This is a genomic window from Labilibaculum sp. DW002, from assembly GCF_029029525.1.
In the GTDB taxonomy this organism is placed as follows: domain Bacteria; phylum Bacteroidota; class Bacteroidia; order Bacteroidales; family Marinifilaceae; genus Paralabilibaculum; species Paralabilibaculum antarcticum.
In genome coordinates this window covers 101,136-117,982 of record NZ_JAKJSC010000002.1, presented here as the reverse complement: position 1 = coordinate 117,982, position 16,847 = coordinate 101,136, and the positions used below count along the sequence as shown (strand labels likewise).

Sequence of the window (16,847 nt, the reverse complement as noted above, 5' to 3'; positions counted from 1 at the left end):
TTAAAAAAATCAAATATTAATGGGTGTTGGTGCAATACCAACTGTGTTTGCTTTTACCTATAGTGTACCAATTTATTAACAACCCGATCGAAAGCTGCTAAAAACCCAAATGCTACTGCAACAATATAAACCAATACTGGAAGTTTTATTAAACTTTGCAGAACCTGATTCAAAATCAAATTAATTGGATGTAAAAACATTGCGTCCAACTGGTTTAAAAAGGGATGTTCGCTTGCACTGATCAATTTATGCACATCTGTTCCAAGCAGAATAATAACTGCCAAAAATATCAGACTTGCGATCCACATCCAACGATTCCTCGAAATTGGCTTATTCATTTCAATTGGTTTTGCAAGCCAATCTTGCATCACCTGATCCATCACCTGATTCGTAAATTGATCCGAAGTTTCCTCCAACTCAACATCCTTTACAAGTTCTTTGATGAAATCATCCTTATAGATATCTTCTTTTTTATTCATCTTGTGTGTTTTTCTTACGAAATCTATAATATCGTTTTTAATTCTCCCTGCAATACTTTTTCTAACTCAGCATAAAGCTTTTTTCGTGCCCGATGCAATTTTACTTTTACATTTGAAGCATTTAATCCTGTAATAGAACAAATCTCTTCAACCGAATTTTCTTCTAAATAAAACAGTGTAATTAAACTACAATCATCACCATTTATTCTTTTTAATGCTTCTCTAAGATACTTTTTTCGTTCCACTGCCTGCAAATCTTTCAAGGCAGACTGAGTGGATTTTACATTAACAGAAACTGAAAAATCTTCATCAATAGAACTTACATCAAGTTTTTTTTTCCGAAGACGAGAAATTGCTGTATTGTATATGATTCGATAAATCCATGTTGAAAATTTCGAATCTCCTTTGTACTTATCTAAGGCCTGATAAGCTTTTAGAAAAGCATCCTGAGCAACCTCCTCTGCATCTTCTCGATTTCCCATCAATTGCAATGCAATATTAAAGGCCATCTTCTTATGCTTGTTTACAAGAAATGCATACGCACCTGGATCTCCTTCCTTGATCTTGGCTAAATAATAAGTATCATTTCGAAATTTCATAGATAATACATGCTTCTATTCTTGTAAATATTTCATCCTCATTTAAAAAGACAGTCATTAGAATGATAATGTTGCGTTCTGTATAACTTTTTTTCACTCCTTAAATAAGTTGTCTAATACTTAGACGCACTCGCACATCAATCGGTTACAGCTTAAATCTATTTTTCAATAAATTTTAATTTAAAGTTCATTAATGGCAAGTTAAGGCATTCATTTCAACCAAGATAAATTAAAGCGTTAAAATTTTCTTAAAAAATGTGTAACCTGATTGAAACAGGCCGCGTCCTAAAGTTGAATGCAAAAATCAGTAAGACGATTTAGTTTCGAAAAAAAAAATCATTTTAATCAAAAAACCCATAAGATGGATATAACAGGAGTAGTAGCAATCATTTCAGTATTTGGCATTATACCATTAATCGTATTTTTAGTACATCGCCATAAAGAAAGAAAAGCCTTAATCGAAAAAGGTATGGATCTTAGCACTTTAGTAGGAGATAAAAAGTGCAGCACTCTAGAGAGTTTGAAATATGGAGTTCTTCTTATTGGACTGGCTATTGGAATTCTTATTGGAAATATTTTAGACGCCTACACCGGTCTAAACGAGGAAGTGTCTTACTTTTCAATGATCTTTTTATTTGGAGGAGTTGCTCTTTTAATATTCTACGGAATGGCAAAAAAACAAGAAGACGACAAATAATCATGTTCCTCTTAAAAAAAATGCGCTTCAAATTGAAGCGCATTTTTTATATTCCTTAACAAAAGCTTAATTTATTTTCCAATCTGAAATAAAATCATCTTTTCTGCGGCCTCTTCACAAACCGGACAAAATTCATCTTTGTTATTCGATTTCATTTTACAATCTCGTACAGGAGAATATATCCCTTTACTCATATAGCCACCGCCTTCGAATAGACCAACTTTATCATTGTATTCTTCAGTTCTAGGTGTTGGAATTGGAATTGAATCATTCAACATTCGCTTCCACTTTTTATCAAAATCAACTAAGGTTGTTAAATTCGGTTCCCAAGGCTCAATTTCCAAATTGTAGAAATCTTCGTAAGCCACTTCAGAAGTATAATATTCGTCAGCCAAACCAACAAAACCATGTCCAAATTCATGACTTGCTACTTCTCTTGACAATTTATGATCAGAGGAACATGAGGTGTAGTAATTATAGATTCCTGCCCCACCATATTTTTCTGTATTAATTAAAACAAAAATATGATCGTAAGGCACATTAGCTGCAATATCATGCATCGTTTTAATATCAAATGTTGTTAAGTACCGATCAATATCAAAAGTGTAAAAGGTAGTATTAACCGCAGTATTCTTGTAAATATTCTCACCAGGAACATCTGTGCCCGACTCTTCCGAAATCGCTTCCAGAGCGTAAATATTAAAATTATTCTGATAATGTTTAAATGGAGGCACATCAAACAAGTAGCCTGCAATTCGTTTCACATCAGCTCTAAATTTACCCATTTCCTCCTGAGTATATCCTTCTGCAATAAATGCAACATCGACACTTGTCGCAGGATCTCCTTCTCCCATTACACGATTTGATACGATAGTATTTGGCTTTTCTTTACCAATAAAATAATTAGATGGATCAATTTCATACTCGAATATTTGTTCCATTTCCCCATTCCATTTTCTCGATTCTAAAACGAATAAAACAGGTCTCTTAGGAAAAGGCATCACATTTACTTGATAAAAAGCCCTTTTTAACTCCTTGGCTTCTGCTGTTGTTTGCCATTCCTGAAACAATGAGTTAAAACCTTTAGAATACAGCAAAACTTTAGTTTCTGCATCAATTAATTTGAATTTAAATGTTCCAAAGCCAAATTGATCAATCAGGTTCGTTTTACTACCTCCCCAAAACGGTTCTTCTTTTAATTCTTTGATAAATACCGTTTGATCTTTTGCACTTCCACCCATTAGGTAATCAACTCGCAAAGTTTTATTCTCAAAGTAATCTTCAAAATTAACTTGCCCAAATGCGAAACTCGTAATCGAAATTAGCATCACAATTAAACATCCTTTCTTATTCATAGTTGTTGTTTTGTTGTTTATAAGCTAAAAGTACAAAATATTATGACTTTCACTTTTCAATTGCAGATAGGAATAGATATCTTAGATTTTTTATTTAAAACATATAAATTAATATCTCATGAAAGAGCTTTTAGGCGTTCAATTAAAGAATTGGTTAGTAAATGGAGGCATAACCGAATATTGGGCGATCATTTTACAGTCCATAATTGCCGTTATTATCGTTCTTATAGTAGCTTGGGCCGCTGATTTAATTGCAAAAAAAGTTCTCATATCAATCATTACAAAGCTTGTTCGCAAAACCAAAACACATTGGGATGATATCCTTCTCGAAAGAAAAGTATTCGATAAAATTGCTCACTTTGCTCCAGCCTCAATAATTTACTATAGTGCTGGTCTAATTGATCATATCGGCTTAAGTAATTTTCTCCAGAATGGAGCCTATGTTTATATGGTGATATTGGCAATTATGCTAATTGATACTTTTCTAAATGCAGGTAACGACATTTACAATACAAGACCTGTTAGCAAAACAAGACCTATAAAAGGCTTTTTGCAAATTGTAAAAATCTTTTTCTATGCAATGGGAATTATTTCCATTTTAGCTCTATTTATAGATAAGGATCCATTAACAATAATTGCTGGAATGGGAGCTTTTGCTGCCGTTATTTTATTAATTTTCAAGGACACTATACTTGGCTTTGTTGCTTCTATTCAGCTTTCAGCTGACAAAATGGTAAATATTGGAGATTGGATTTCCATGCCTTCCAAGGGTACAGATGGAACTGTAATAGATATTAGTTTGAACACTGTTAAAGTTCAGAATTGGGATAAAACCATTAGCACGATTCCTACCTATTCACTTGTATCTGAATCTTTCAGCAACTGGAAAGGAATGGAAGAATCTGGAGGAAGAAGAATAAAACGCCATTTAAACATAGATGTCAAATCCATTCATTTTCTAAGTGACGAAGAAATCGTAAAATTTGAAAAAATTCACTTATTAAAGGACTATCTGATTGAAAAAAAGAAGGAAATTAGAACCGACAATTCCGAAGGCGAAATTCCTATTAATCAAAGAAGATTAACCAATATTGGTACGTTCCGAAAATATGTTGAAGCTTATCTGCACCAAAATCCAAAGATTCATGATGGGATGACCTTTCTTGTTCGTCAATTGCAGCCTACAGAAAAAGGTCTACCATTAGAAATCTATGTTTTTTCAAATGATCAAGCCTGGGCCAACTACGAAGCCATACAGGCTGATATTTTCGATCATATTTTAGCAATTGTTCCTGAATTTAATCTTCGTGTATTCCAGAACCCAACTGGCGATGATTTTAATAAACTCGTAAACTAAGACATCAACAAATATGAAAACTGCGATTAAAAAACTGGATTTTTTTGAATCATTAGGATGGTTCGGAAATATAATTTTAAGTATTGGAGTGATCCCACAAGTGGTGCAAACGTACAAAACACATGATGTTTCGAGCTTTAACTGGTCATTTCTATTAATGTGGTCTTTTGGAGTGTTCTTTACTTTTATCTATATTGTAAATGGAGATTTAAAATCTGGCAAAAGACAATACCCACTTTGGCTCAATTATTTAGTTAATATTATAGCCACTTTTTACCTGTGTTATGCCAAACTCTTTTATGCCTAAAACTTAAATTATTTTCACCACACACCACAAAAAAAACACAATGAAAAATTTTCTTATCCTACTATTTTTAATCTCAAGTTTATCTGCTTTTTCTCAAACTAAAGTAGGAGGCGTTGAGCTTCCAAACGAAATGCTCGTAAAAGAAAATCGGATGCAATTGCAAGGTGCAGGTACAAGAGTTAAATTATGGATGGATATGTATGCAATGGGATTGTATCTTTCTACAGATATAAATGATGCTGAGCAGATCATTTCAAAAGATGAAAGCATGGGAATTCGTCTTCAAATAATTTCTGGTCTAATTACGTCTGAAAAAATGGAAAAGGCAACTAGAGATGGATTTAAAAACTCAACCAATGGTGAAATGGCACATATTCAATCAGAAATTGACGAGTTTATCTCTGTTTTTAGTGGAGGCATTGAAAAAGAGGATGTTTTTGAATTTATGTACACAACCGAAAGCGGTACCATGGTTTATAAAAATGGTGAATTAAAAGATTCCATTAATGGATTATCATTTAAACAAGCACTATTTGGTATTTGGCTGTGCAAAAAACCTGTTGATAAGAGCTTAAAAGAAAAACTATTAAAATAAGCTCCCAAACACTCAAGTCATTTATTATAAACAACTTTCAACTAACACTAACTGTTTCAGATCTTAATTTCTTGTTAAAAAATCATCCATTTTAAATTTATTTTTTACCTTAGCCCCACACCTAACGCCAAATCTTCGTACGATTTGGCTTTTAAACATTAATCTTTCGGACACATAAAGAACTAGTCTCTAAGAAAATTTTGTGCTCCATAAACAAAGGGCATATTTATTATTTGAAACAAAAACAATAACAATGAGTACCAAAAGATTTTCGAAAATTGTTGGGTCGGGTAGTTATATCCCAACTGTCCAAGTTAAAAATGAACACTTTTTGAATCATGATTTTTTCGAGCCTAATGGCAAAAAAATTGAAACTCCCAATGAGGAAATTATTGAGAAATTTAAGGATATAACTGGAATTACAGAAAGAAAATATGCCGCTACTGATCAGCAAAATTCTGATTTGGCTTATATCGCTGCAAGCAGAGCGTTAGAATCATCCGGAATCGATAAAGAAAGTCTTGATTATATTCTTGTTGCTCATAATTTCGGCGATGTAAAACCTGATTCCACTTTAACAAATCAATTGCCTTGTTTAGCTGCAAAAGTGAAGAATCTGCTTCAAATCGAAAACCCGCAAACCGTAGCCTACGATATTCTTTTCGGATGTCCTGGTTGGATTCAAGCCATGATTCAAGCTAACTACTTCATAAAATCGGGCGATGCTAAACGTGTAATGGTTATTGGTGCTGAAACCCTTTCAAGGGTTTGCGATCCTCACGATAGAGATTCTATGATTTATGCAGATGGAGCAGGTGCAACGATATTAGAAGCATGTGAAGCAGAAGAAGAATCTGGAATATTGTCTCATGCCATGAGAACCGACACTAAAAACGAAGCATTCTTTTTACGTGCGGATGTTTCGGACAATATTGATTTTGAAGGAAACAGCAACAATCTATTCATAAAAATGCACGGGCATAAAATCTACGAATATGTTATTTCAAATGTGCCGCAATTGGTAAAGGAGAGTATAGAAAAAGCTGGCTTAGGATTAAATGATATCAAAAAAGTTCTAATCCATCAAGCCAACGAAAAAATGGACGAGGCCATTGCCAAACGCTTATTTCGCTTGTACGGTGAAAGAAAAGTTCCGGAAGATATTATGCCAATGATTATCAAAAAAATGGGAAATAACTCGGTAGCAACCGTACCTATTCTTTACGATATGATTGCGAAAGGAGAATTGGAAGGTCATGAATTTGAAACAGGAGATAACCTTATATTCGCATCAGTAGGTGCTGGTATGAGCATTAATGCCTTTGTTTATAAGGTATAAGTTGGGATTATACCCATAAATATTGAAGTATTAGTAAAAAGATTAAGGAAACGTTTGCATAGAAGAATTAATTTATGCAAATTAGCGGTGCTGAATCTGAAAAGCGTAGCAAACACAAGTGATGTAAGCAACTTTCAGTAATCAGAATAAAAAAGCATTCTAACCCTAATATTACTATAGATAATTACCCGGATCAAATTCATTTGATTCGGGTAATTCTTTTTTAAACCAAACTCAACCAAAGAAAGAGTCCAAATTAGAAGGAAACAAAAGCAAGCTGCGAAAATACTTTTATCTTTCAATCCTCTAAATTTTTACTCCTATGGATTTGATATCTACTTTGGCATTATATTTTTGTTTGACTTGTGCTATTATATTCTTTATTGGGCTGTTATATAGTGCTATTATATTCTGGTTCGAGAATGAGAAAAGAGCAAGTTTTAGAGCTCTCCTTATTGCAATAATTTTGCCAATTCCTTATTTTTTATCTTGGCAATATTCATGGGAAATTGTAGCAATCATACTATTAATTGATCTGATATTAACAGCAGTAGCATTTAGTATTCCACTACCTACTTCGAAAAATAGAACTGATCGCTTTCCTAAAACACAAATTGATGAGCGGGACATCATGTTCTCGAGAAATGAATTAAAACCAGGGAGTCAGAGGTACGAAGATTATTACTCAAAGAATCCAAATCGTAAGGCAACTGACAATGAATTTCGAAAAGAAGCAGGTCTATTATCTAACAAATCAATCTTTTACAATAAATTGGCCTATGCAGCATCTAACGCAAGTTTTTACACTGTAGATCAATTTAAAGATGCCATTGATGGCCCTGTAAACCAAAAGAAAGAAGAGATATCTCCTGAAAGAATGTTAGAATTTTTAATTGGATGGAGTAAGAAATTAGGAGCTTTGAACATTGGTTTTACTAAAATAGAAAACTACCACTATTATTCCCATAAAGGCCGAGGAGAAAGTTATGGGCAAGAAATAAAAGAGCATCATCAATATGCAATTGCATTTACTGTAGAAATGACGCAAGAAATGGTGACTGCAGCACCGCAAGCCTCAATTGTCATGGAATCAGGACAACAATATTTAGAAGCAGGTCGAATTGCGATACAAATTGGTCAATTTTTAAGAAGCTTAGGCTATTCGGCCAAAGCTCATATTGATGGAAATTACGAAGTTGTTTGTCCTTTGGTAGCAAGAGATGCTGGATTAGGAGAAATTGGCCGTATGGGCTTATTAATGACTCCAAAAGAGGGTCCTCGAGTTCGCTTAGGGGTTGTTACAACTAATTTTGAAATTCCAGTTCACAAATATCAACAGAACCACAGTATGTTAGATTTCTGCAACCGCTGTAAGAAATGTGCCGATGTTTGTCCAAGCAAAGCAATATCTTTTGATACCCCAAAACAAGTAAATGGTATTAAACGCTGGCAAATTAATTCTGAGGCATGCTTTACCTACTGGGCTAAAGCAGGCACAGATTGTGGTCGTTGCATGGCTACTTGCCCATATTCCCACCCAGATAACCTTCTGCACAACTCTATTCGTTGGGGCATAAAACATTCGCCTCTGTTTAGACGAATTGCTGTTCCTTTAGATGATTTCTTTTATGGCAGAAAACCCAAATCGGCTGATATGCCAAGCTGGGTTAAAGAAAAATAAAAAACGCAAGAATTAAATTCTTGCGTTCGATATATCGTCTTGTTTACTATTTATCCTCTTTGACGAACCGCTTCATACACCATTAGTGATGCAGCAACCGATACATTTAAAGATTCAATAGAACCTGTAATTGGAATTTTAACTTGCTCATCCGCTAAGCGCAACAATGCATCTTCGATACCAGTATCCTCTGACCCCATAATAATTGCAGTAGCCAATGAAAAATCTCCTTCTGTATATACTTTTTCTGCTTTCTCAGTTGCAGCTACAATACGAATTCCTTCTTTCTTTAAATTACGCGCTGTTGTTTTCAAATTTTGAACTCTACAAACTGGAATGTTATACAAAGCTCCAGCTGATGTTTTAATTGAATCTGGTGTAATCTTAGCCGAGTTTTTGAATGGAATAATGATCGCCTGTACCCCAGCACATTCTGCTGAACGAGCGATAGCTCCAAAGTTTCTCACATCAGTAATCTGATCTAAAATCAAAATTAAAGGTGTTTTCCCTTCCGCTAAAATCTGCGGAATCACGTCCTCTATTTCCTGGTAAGGAATTGGCACAATTAAAGCAATAACACCCTGATTATTATGCTGATCTAAAGATTTTATCTTTTCAGAAGGCACAAATTGATATTCTACACCTTTTTCGCGAATTAAATCGAATAATTCTTGAAATAAGTTACCAGATAAACCAGTTTGTAGTAATACTTTTTCTATTTCTTTTTCGCTTTTAATCGCTTCCATCGTTGCTCTAATTCCGAACAACATTTCCTGTCTTTGTTTAGCCATTTATCAATTTGCTTATTGGTGTTTTACATTTAGTGATAATTGTGGTTTTTCTTTATAAGTTAGATAACGCCACAACCATTCAAATGGTCCCATTCTATAATATTTCAACCAGTAATAAGATGAAATCATTTGGAATATCCAGATCAGTGCGACCAATGCAAGCAGTTCAATTCTAGAGAAGCGTGCAAACATTCCAAAGCCATAACTATAAAAAATGATGGAACAAATTATGGATTGGCAAAGGTAGTTCGTAAAAGCCATTCGACCAACTGCTTCGAGAGCTTTTGTCAAAAATTGTAAAATTTTCATTTGATAAATCAAGATGATCAAGCCAATGTAGCCTAAAGAAGTGAATAAGCTGCCGAAATAATTAAATTGATAACCAAACTTAAAAAAATGGATTACCTCCCACTTTGCTTCAATCATCTGATGAATTCCCTCATTACTGAAAAGAGTTCCAACAGTTAATCCAACAACAGCCAAAATCAAATAAAACAATTTTGATTTTTCAGCAGACAATATGCCTTTATTCAATAGAACCATACCCAAAAGCATCATCCCAGTAGTTCTCCACATAGAGAGCATAAAAAATGATCCAACTTGATAATTCATATTCAATTTAGCACGTTTCACAAAAATATCGAACCACGAACCAACTTGGTACAAATCAATTTCTGCCTTTAATAGGTCTTGTGATGGACTAAAATCTTTCATTGCATCTGCTGCCATTTCTTTAGGCATACTTTCAAAAAGGCTACCAATCATATAGAAAAATCCCATTGGAATGAGGTACAAAATTACACACAATACAATCTTCCATTGATCCTTCATTTTTCGTAATAAAACTGCAATTAAACCAATTAAGGAATAGGCTACTAAAATGTCTCCAAACCAGATAAAATAGGCATGTATCATACCAAATAAAAGAAGCCAAAGCATTCTTCTAATGTGAATTTTAGAACCATCAATTTCCTTATTCTCTAACCTTGTTATGAACAGAAGTATTCCTGCTCCAAAAAGGATCGAAAACATTGTCATGAATTTAAGTTCTCCAAAAACATGAACCAAATAATACGAAAAGTGATCTGAAGAGGATAAGTCCCCCATAACCGAAGGGTTTGAAAATGCGGCATTCGGCAATGCGAACAGAAGAATATTAATTAGTAAAATCCCTAAAAGGGCAAATCCGCGAAGGATATCGAGGGATTTAATGCGTTCGTTAAGATGGGTTGGGTGAGCAGATAGTTTGGGCATTTTTTCTTTTAAGATAAAGAAAAATCACGCAAAAATCACTAAGAATATTATTCACATTTTTTTTGAGTATAGCCCCACTCTTATTCTCCTTTTTCAGCAATTAAATTTTCAAGTTCTTCATTGTAATTCTCCCACGCTGTCATTTCATTTTCAAGATCTTTCTTTGCTTGTTCATATTTTGAGAACAAACTTTGATCTTGCATTTTTTCTGGATTGGCTAGCATGTCTTCCATCTCGACAATTTGCTCTTCGAAACGCGCAATATTGTCTTCTGCAGTAGAGACCGCCCTTTCCATTTTGGAAATCTTTTTACTCATTTCTTTGCGCTCCAAATAATTCATTTTATTATCCGAAGGAGCTATTTCCACCTGCGTTTGTACGATATTTTTCTTTACTTCCAGCTCCTTCAAAGAATCCATTTTCTTATTCTGAAGAAATGAATAAATACCACCCAAATGTTCTTTTATCTTCTTATTCGTAAACTCATATACCTTAGAAGATAAACCATCCAGAAACTCTCTATCGTGCGAAACAACAATTACCGTTCCTTCAAATTTCAAAAGTGCTTCTTTTAACACATCCTTCGATTTCATATCAAGATGGTTGGTAGGCTCATCAAGAACAAGCAAGTTTACAGGTTCCAGCAAAAGACGAATCATAGCCAATCGCGAACGCTCTCCTCCTGATAAAACTTTCACCTTCTTATCGATATCTTCGCCACCAAACATGAATGCTCCCAGAATATCACGAATCTTAGTTCGTACATCTCCCACGGCAACATCATCAATTGTATCGAAAACCGTTTTATTCTCATCAAGTAACATCGCCTGATTCTGTGCAAAGTAACCGATCTTCACATTATGTCCAATTTTACAAATACCCGTATGATCCAACTCGCCCATCAACACTTTTACAAGGGTCGACTTACCTTCGCCATTCTTACCAACAAAGGCTAACTTTTCACCACGCTCAATAACAAACTCTAGGTCTTTCAATACTAGATTATCGCCATAAGATTTACTCAAATCTTTCACCTGACAAACCAAATCTCCTGAACGAGGCGCTGGTGGGAATTTCAAATTCAACTTTGAATTGTCAACCTCATCTACTTCAATTCGATCCAGCTTTTCTAATTGCTTTACACGTGATTGTACCTGAACCGACTTAGTAGCTTTATAACGGAATCGTTCTATAAAATCTTCGGTATCCTTAATCATTTTTTGCTGATTCACGTAAGCTTTCATCTGCTGCTCACGTCGCTCGGCATGTAATTGGACATACTCTGTATAGGATACTTTATAATCGTATATTTTTCCAACCGAGATTTCAACCGTACGATTGGTAATATTATCAAGAAATGCTCTATCATGAGAAACCAGCACAACAGCTCCAGGATAAGTTTTCAAGAAATCTTCCAGCCATTGAATCGATTCAATATCCAAGTGGTTAGTCGGCTCATCCAGTAGAAATACATTAGGACGACGAAGTAATATCTTTACCAATTCTATACGCATTCGCCATCCGCCTGAAAACTCATCAGTCTGACGATTAAAATCGCTACGTAAAAATCCTAAACCTAACAAAGTACGCTCTGCTTCAGCTTGAATATTCTCTCCTCCCATCATATGAAACCTATCGTTCTTTTCCGTTAAACGATTTATCAATTTCATATATTCCTCTGATTCGTAATCTGTACGCTCGGCAATCTCATTATTTATTTGAGCAATCTCCTTCTCCAATTGAATCACTTCTTCAAAAGCAGTTAAAGCTTCTTCAATTACCGTTCTTCCATCCTCATGCTTCATTTGCTGAGGCAAATATCCAATCTTAATCTCGTTAGGTATACTAACTGTCCCCTTAGTAGCCTCCTGTTTTCCAGCAAAGATTTTTAAGAGTGTTGATTTTCCTGCACCATTCTTTCCCACCAAACCGATTCTATCGCGAGTATTCACAATAAAACTAACTTGCTTAAACAAAGTAAAGCCGCCAAATTCAACCGTAAGATTGTTTAATGAGATCATACCAATTCAGATTTTTCTATTAAAGCGACAAAGATAACAACAGTTCGCAGTTATTCGTAATCATTAATCAGTAAATACAAACATCCTAATTTTCACAAATAATGTGAAGTTGATCTTGCTGCATTTTTTGCTCTTTTTTTAGGAGCTCTGACTTTATAATATTTTCTTTTACTTCCTGCATTACAATTGTTTCTGCCTCTGCAAATGAAATATCATAAATTCGATTCACTTTCTGATATTCTTCTGGATATTTCGAAATCAACTTATCGTATAATTCATCGAGATATTTGGCATCTGGATTGTGAAATTCAAGCTTCAATTCAAAACGTCGAATTAATGCCTCATCAATTAAACCCAATTGATTGGTTGCAGCAATAATAATTGAGTTCTTGGGTAAAGAGTCAATCAATTGAATCATACTATTCACAACCCTTTTCATTTCACTACTATCGGAATTATCGTAGTCCCTTTCCTTACCTAGAGAATCGAATTCATCAAAAAACAATACAGCTTCTTGTGTTTCAACCATTTTAAAGGCTGCGGCAATATTCCTTGAAGTTTCGCCTAATTTAGAAGAAACAATATTTCCCAAATTAATGGTTTTCAACTTTTTTCCAAGATGATTTGCTAATGCCCTTGCAGTCATTGTTTTTCCACAACCCGATTTTCCATGAAGCAATAGCTTGTTCATAACAGGTAAGCCATATTGACTCAAAATTTCAACATGCTCATATTCTCTTAAAAACTGATCTACTTTTAATGACAATTTCTCATCAAAAACAATATCCTTTAAATTTACTCGCCCCGAATTGGGTACAAACAAATGATTCATGATTATATTTTTTGTTAGTTGTTGTGTTTAATTATTCTGCAAACCTAATATTTTATCCTCTAAGTAATCATGTCATTTGTTAGTTTTAGAAAAAGAATTACATTTGCAAACCATTAAAAAAAACCACTATCTATGTATAAAACAATATATTAACAAACATTGTTAAGTAATGAAATTTGTAAAATACTCATTTTGGGATGAACACAGGCTTTTAATAAAGGCATGTAGAGGGGAAGTTGTACAGCGAGAATTGATTAATGAATTTCAGGAAGTTTTTTCCAATTTAGACCACACCAGTCCAGTTGATGTTTTAATTGATGTAACAAAATTAAGACTGAAAGCTTCTGTTGCTGATAGTGAACTTTACACTACTTTTTTTCAAAACGATAAAATCTACAATCTTGTAGATAAAATTGCTGTTATAACCAGCACCCCAGATCAAGTAGTGCAAACAATTTTGTTCATGGAAGGGATTCAACATTTAAATACTGATATAAAAATTTTCAGCTCTGTTGATTCTGCTGTAATCTGGCTAAATACAAATGCCAGAACAAAAGACATCAAAGAAATATTAATGAATTTAACTGAAATTGAATCACCAAAAAACATTTAAAACAAAAGGGAATTCAAAACTGAATTCCCTTTTTTTATTTTTAATATTCCCTCTAGGTTATTTCTATTACTTAGAATAATCCTTATGAATTGCTTTTTCAAATTCAAGCCAATGTGCATCCGTCATTCTATCAGGTGTAAACAAGCAGATTCCTGCTGCTCCATTCACCATTGATTCTCTTATTGCTTCTGCCATTTCTTCTGGAAGTAAACCATGGTTTTCAGGATCTGCTTCTTTTGCTTTCGAATCTGGTTTTGGACAAATAAACAATCCACTGTAAACCGGTTTCTGTCCATTTAAACTTTCAGATGATTCTTTGCACATTTTCCCAATCCATTCGGTTCCTTCCAAGTAAAAATCGTTGTAGTTCATTGGTAAAAATGCATCTAAATTCCACTGATCCCATTCCTGACGAACCATTTTTACAGCGTGTGAATGTGGCCCCGGAAAAACTGCTGCAGTAATCTTTTTGCCTTTTGCATGTACATCTTCCACCAATCGATTTACCATTTTTGTAATTAAATCTTGACGGAATTTTTTCCATTCATTGATTTCTCGTGCTTGAGACTGATTAGCAATCTCAATTCCCGATTTAGCTTTAAAATCAGCTTTGCATTTGTCGCAATAACAATAATCAAATTCAGGATATTCTTTATCCATAATTAAATCATACTTCTCCCACAGACCTTCTGCCAAAATTACATCCGGGTAACGGATATAATCCAAATGCACTCCGTCTACTTCGGGTAAAGCAGCAATGCTAGTATATAAATTAGATAGATATTGATAAACCTCTTCTTTATTTGGACACAAAAAAGTATAATGATCTACATAAGCAGGTTTATCATAGGCAGATTCTCCATTCCCATTTACGGCATATAAATCAGGAGAAATATTCTTATCCTTTCCCTGAACCATGGTTGGAATCCAAGTATGAAACTCGAGGCCTGCTTCTTTTGCAATTTTTCCTACTCGTTGATATACCGCAGGATCATGTCCTCCATTGTACATCAATCCATCAATACCTTTTTCCTTTAAATCCGTAAAGTTGGCTTTTAATTCGATATCCGTAGCTTCACCAGGACCTCCTAACCATGCAAAACATGGAACTTTTGTTGTTGATTTTGTTCCACACGAAACCAATACAAATAGTGCAAAAACAGCAAGTAACTTGTTCATAGTACTTTTAATAAAAATTGAAATGTGGCTTTGGAATACACGGTAAATATAAACAAATAAGTAATTACACATTCATTAATTAACAAATTGATACCATATCATTTGAAATTGTATCTTTGTGGCCATATTTAAAAACAATTGTACTCGTGGGACGTAAAAGAAACAGAAAACCCTTACTGGAAAACATTGAAATAGTAAAGTTAGCAGCCGAAGGAAAGGCCATTGCTAAGGTAGACGATAAGGTTGTATTTGTAACCAATGTGATACCTGGCGATGTTGTGGATGTGCAGGTGACAAAAAAACGTAAAAGTTATATGGAGGGTCATCCTGTTGTATTTCATAAATATTCTGATTTAAGAGTAGATGCTTTTTGTGAGCATTTTGGTATCTGCGGAGGATGCAAGTGGCAAAACTTACCATACGAGGAACAACTAAACTTCAAACAACAAGAAGTTCTTGATAATTTAAGTCGAATTGGAAAAATAGATTTACCTGAGGCAAATCCAATTTTACCTTCGGCAAAAACAGAATTCTACCGTAACAAGCTTGAATTCACTTTTTCGAATAAAAGATATCTTACAAATGAAGAAATTGCATTAGGAGACGAAATTATTAGAACACCAGCTGTTGGTTTCCATGTGCCAAAATTATTCGACAAGGTTGTTGATATCAATAAATGTCATCTTCAAGCAGAACCTTCAAATGCCATTCGTTTAGCAATTAAGGAATATGCTTTTGCCAATGATTTGAGCTTCTTCGATATTCGTGCTCAGGAAGGATTTCTTCGCACACTAATTATCAGAACCTCAACAACAGGTGATGTAATGGCTATCGTTGTTTTCTATCACGAAGATGTGGAGAAACGCGAAGGTCTTATGGCTCATATAGCTGAGAAATTCCCGGAGATTACCTCATTATTGTATATCATCAACGAGAAAGCTAATGACACCATTACTGATCAGGATGTTATTCTTTATAAAGGTGAAGATCATATCTTCGAGCAAATGGAAGATTTAAAGTTCAAAATTGGACCAAAATCATTCTATCAAACCAATTCGGAACAAGCTTACGAATTATATAGCAAAACTCGTGAATTTGCTAATATTCAGAAAGACGAAGTTGTTTACGACTTATATACAGGAACAGGAACCATTGCTAATTTCGTGGCTCGTCAGGCTAAAAAAGTAATTGGTATTGAATATGTGCCAGAAGCAATTGAAGATGCTAAGTTGAATTCAGAAATTAATGGGATTGATAATACGGCTTTCTTTGCTGGTGATATGAAGAATGTATTAAATGCGGAATTCATTGCTGAACATGGTCATCCTGATATGATGATTGTTGACCCACCAAGAGCAGGTATGCATGCTGATGTGGTTGAAACTATTCTACAGGCTGCCCCAAATCGAATTGTTTATGTCAGTTGTAATTCAGCAACACAAGCAAGAGATCTTGAGATGATGGACCATGCTTATAAAGTAACTAAAATACAAGCTGTTGACATGTTCCCACACACACATCATGTGGAAAACATAGTCCTAATGGAAAAACGATAAGATACTTTATTTTACAAATAATAAAACCCCAAGCTAAAAGACTTGGGGTTTTTTGTTTAAGTATAAGTCTTAAATTCGGATTGAATAGTAAGTGAATTGTACAATCTGCTAAAATACAAACATACCTATAATCATATTTAATTTCCAATTAGATACACCACCTTATACGAAACTTAATTTGCACACTACCAA

The 16,847-nt window shown here is 34.3% G+C and carries 16 protein-coding genes; 8 read left to right on the top strand and 8 right to left on the bottom strand.

From position 1 onward, the window contains the following. Nucleotides 1-53: 53 nt before the first annotated feature. Together L3049_RS12180 and L3049_RS12175 are read right to left on the bottom strand one after the other, a co-directional pair. A complete protein-coding gene (locus L3049_RS12180) occupies nt 54-479 on the bottom strand; it encodes a hypothetical protein (RefSeq protein WP_275110093.1) in 426 nt (141 codons plus the stop codon). A gap of 23 nt (nt 480-502) precedes the next feature. Then, a complete protein-coding gene (locus L3049_RS12175; RefSeq protein WP_275110092.1) occupies nt 503-1,078 on the bottom strand; it encodes an RNA polymerase sigma factor in 576 nt (191 codons plus the stop codon). A 361-nt stretch (nt 1,079-1,439) separates the two neighbouring features. Here L3049_RS12175 and L3049_RS12170 point away from each other — a divergent pair, with 361 nt between their 5' ends. Next, nucleotides 1,440-1,775 (top strand): DUF6249 domain-containing protein, encoded by a 336-nt coding sequence (locus L3049_RS12170; RefSeq protein WP_275110091.1) that lies wholly within the window; start codon nt 1,440-1,442, stop codon nt 1,773-1,775. 71 nt (nt 1,776-1,846) lie between these two features. Here the strand turns inward: L3049_RS12170 and L3049_RS12165 are convergent, their stop codons facing one another. After that, nucleotides 1,847-3,130: a M64 family metallopeptidase gene (locus tag L3049_RS12165; protein ID WP_275110090.1), complete on the bottom strand. Its 1,284-nt coding sequence runs from the start codon at nt 3,128-3,130 to the stop codon at nt 1,847-1,849. A 118-nt stretch (nt 3,131-3,248) separates the two neighbouring features. On the opposite strand from L3049_RS12165, the gene L3049_RS12160 reads away from it, so the two are divergent. The 5 genes from L3049_RS12160 to L3049_RS12140 all read left to right on the top strand — a co-directional run bounded on the left by L3049_RS12160 (nt 3,249) and on the right by L3049_RS12140 (nt 8,409). Continuing rightward, the gene (locus L3049_RS12160; RefSeq protein ID WP_275110089.1) at nt 3,249-4,487 is read left to right on the top strand and encodes a mechanosensitive ion channel family protein; all 1,239 of its coding nucleotides are present in this window, start codon (nt 3,249-3,251) and stop codon (nt 4,485-4,487) included. A gap of 13 nt (nt 4,488-4,500) precedes the next feature. Then, nucleotides 4,501-4,794 (top strand): PQ-loop repeat-containing protein, encoded by a 294-nt coding sequence (locus L3049_RS12155; RefSeq protein ID WP_275110088.1) that lies wholly within the window; start codon nt 4,501-4,503, stop codon nt 4,792-4,794. A gap of 40 nt (nt 4,795-4,834) precedes the next feature. Further along, complete coding sequence (locus L3049_RS12150; protein ID WP_275110087.1) at nt 4,835-5,389, top strand: chalcone isomerase family protein; 555 nt, start codon at nt 4,835-4,837, stop codon at nt 5,387-5,389. A gap of 253 nt (nt 5,390-5,642) precedes the next feature. Then, a complete protein-coding gene (locus L3049_RS12145; protein WP_275110086.1) occupies nt 5,643-6,728 on the top strand; it encodes a 3-oxoacyl-ACP synthase III family protein in 1,086 nt (361 codons plus the stop codon). 322 nt (nt 6,729-7,050) lie between these two features. Further along, nucleotides 7,051-8,409, top strand: coding sequence for a 4Fe-4S dicluster domain-containing protein (locus L3049_RS12140; protein ID WP_275110085.1), 1,359 nt, complete (start codon nt 7,051-7,053; stop codon nt 8,407-8,409). A 50-nt stretch (nt 8,410-8,459) separates the two neighbouring features. Here the strand turns inward: L3049_RS12140 and rlmB are convergent, their stop codons facing one another. The 4 genes from rlmB to L3049_RS12120 form a co-directional block, all read right to left on the bottom strand. Continuing rightward, nucleotides 8,460-9,200: a 23S rRNA (guanosine(2251)-2'-O)-methyltransferase RlmB gene (rlmB, locus tag L3049_RS12135; RefSeq protein ID WP_275110084.1), complete on the bottom strand. Its 741-nt coding sequence runs from the start codon at nt 9,198-9,200 to the stop codon at nt 8,460-8,462. 12 nt (nt 9,201-9,212) lie between these two features. Continuing rightward, nucleotides 9,213-10,454: a DUF418 domain-containing protein gene (locus tag L3049_RS12130; protein WP_275110083.1), complete on the bottom strand. Its 1,242-nt coding sequence runs from the start codon at nt 10,452-10,454 to the stop codon at nt 9,213-9,215. Nucleotides 10,455-10,534: 80 nt separating this feature from the next. Further along, entirely contained in the window at nt 10,535-12,475 is a 1,941-nt protein-coding gene (locus tag L3049_RS12125; RefSeq protein WP_275110082.1) for an ABC-F family ATP-binding cassette domain-containing protein, read from the bottom strand. 85 nt (nt 12,476-12,560) lie between these two features. Then, nucleotides 12,561-13,307 (bottom strand): AAA family ATPase, encoded by a 747-nt coding sequence (locus L3049_RS12120; protein WP_275110081.1) that lies wholly within the window; start codon nt 13,305-13,307, stop codon nt 12,561-12,563. 169 nt (nt 13,308-13,476) lie between these two features. On the opposite strand from L3049_RS12120, the gene L3049_RS12115 reads away from it, so the two are divergent. Beyond that, nucleotides 13,477-13,920 carry a hypothetical protein gene (locus L3049_RS12115; protein WP_275110080.1) on the top strand — a complete coding sequence of 148 codons (444 nt, stop codon included), beginning with the start codon at nt 13,477-13,479 and terminating at the stop codon, nt 13,918-13,920. A 66-nt stretch (nt 13,921-13,986) separates the two neighbouring features. Here L3049_RS12115 and L3049_RS12110 read toward each other — a convergent pair whose 3' ends face one another. Next, entirely contained in the window at nt 13,987-15,099 is a 1,113-nt protein-coding gene (locus tag L3049_RS12110) for a glycoside hydrolase family protein (protein WP_275110079.1), read from the bottom strand. A gap of 146 nt (nt 15,100-15,245) precedes the next feature. Here L3049_RS12110 and rlmD point away from each other — a divergent pair, with 146 nt between their 5' ends. Continuing rightward, nucleotides 15,246-16,655 carry a 23S rRNA (uracil(1939)-C(5))-methyltransferase RlmD gene (gene rlmD / locus L3049_RS12105; RefSeq protein ID WP_275110078.1) on the top strand — a complete coding sequence of 470 codons (1,410 nt, stop codon included), beginning with the start codon at nt 15,246-15,248 and terminating at the stop codon, nt 16,653-16,655. Nucleotides 16,656-16,847: the final 192 nt, after the last annotated feature.

Coding starts and splice junctions, on each gene's coding strand:
- L3049_RS12180 (WP_275110093.1), bottom strand. CDS start 479: ATGAATAAAAAAGAAGATATCTATAAGGATGATTTCATCAAAGAACTT.
- L3049_RS12175 (WP_275110092.1), bottom strand. CDS start 1,078: ATGAAATTTCGAAATGATACTTATTATTTAGCCAAGATCAAGGAAGGA.
- L3049_RS12170 (WP_275110091.1), top strand. CDS start 1,440: ATGGATATAACAGGAGTAGTAGCAATCATTTCAGTATTTGGCATTATA.
- L3049_RS12165 (WP_275110090.1), bottom strand. CDS start 3,130: ATGAATAAGAAAGGATGTTTAATTGTGATGCTAATTTCGATTACGAGT.
- L3049_RS12160 (WP_275110089.1), top strand. CDS start 3,249: ATGAAAGAGCTTTTAGGCGTTCAATTAAAGAATTGGTTAGTAAATGGA.
- L3049_RS12155 (WP_275110088.1), top strand. CDS start 4,501: ATGAAAACTGCGATTAAAAAACTGGATTTTTTTGAATCATTAGGATGG.
- L3049_RS12150 (WP_275110087.1), top strand. CDS start 4,835: ATGAAAAATTTTCTTATCCTACTATTTTTAATCTCAAGTTTATCTGCT.
- L3049_RS12145 (WP_275110086.1), top strand. CDS start 5,643: ATGAGTACCAAAAGATTTTCGAAAATTGTTGGGTCGGGTAGTTATATC.
- L3049_RS12140 (WP_275110085.1), top strand. CDS start 7,051: ATGGATTTGATATCTACTTTGGCATTATATTTTTGTTTGACTTGTGCT.
- rlmB (WP_275110084.1), bottom strand. CDS start 9,200: ATGGCTAAACAAAGACAGGAAATGTTGTTCGGAATTAGAGCAACGATG.
- L3049_RS12130 (WP_275110083.1), bottom strand. CDS start 10,454: ATGCCCAAACTATCTGCTCACCCAACCCATCTTAACGAACGCATTAAA.
- L3049_RS12125 (WP_275110082.1), bottom strand. CDS start 12,475: ATGATCTCATTAAACAATCTTACGGTTGAATTTGGCGGCTTTACTTTG.
- L3049_RS12120 (WP_275110081.1), bottom strand. CDS start 13,307: ATGAATCATTTGTTTGTACCCAATTCGGGGCGAGTAAATTTAAAGGAT.
- L3049_RS12115 (WP_275110080.1), top strand. CDS start 13,477: ATGAAATTTGTAAAATACTCATTTTGGGATGAACACAGGCTTTTAATA.
- L3049_RS12110 (WP_275110079.1), bottom strand. CDS start 15,099: ATGAACAAGTTACTTGCTGTTTTTGCACTATTTGTATTGGTTTCGTGT.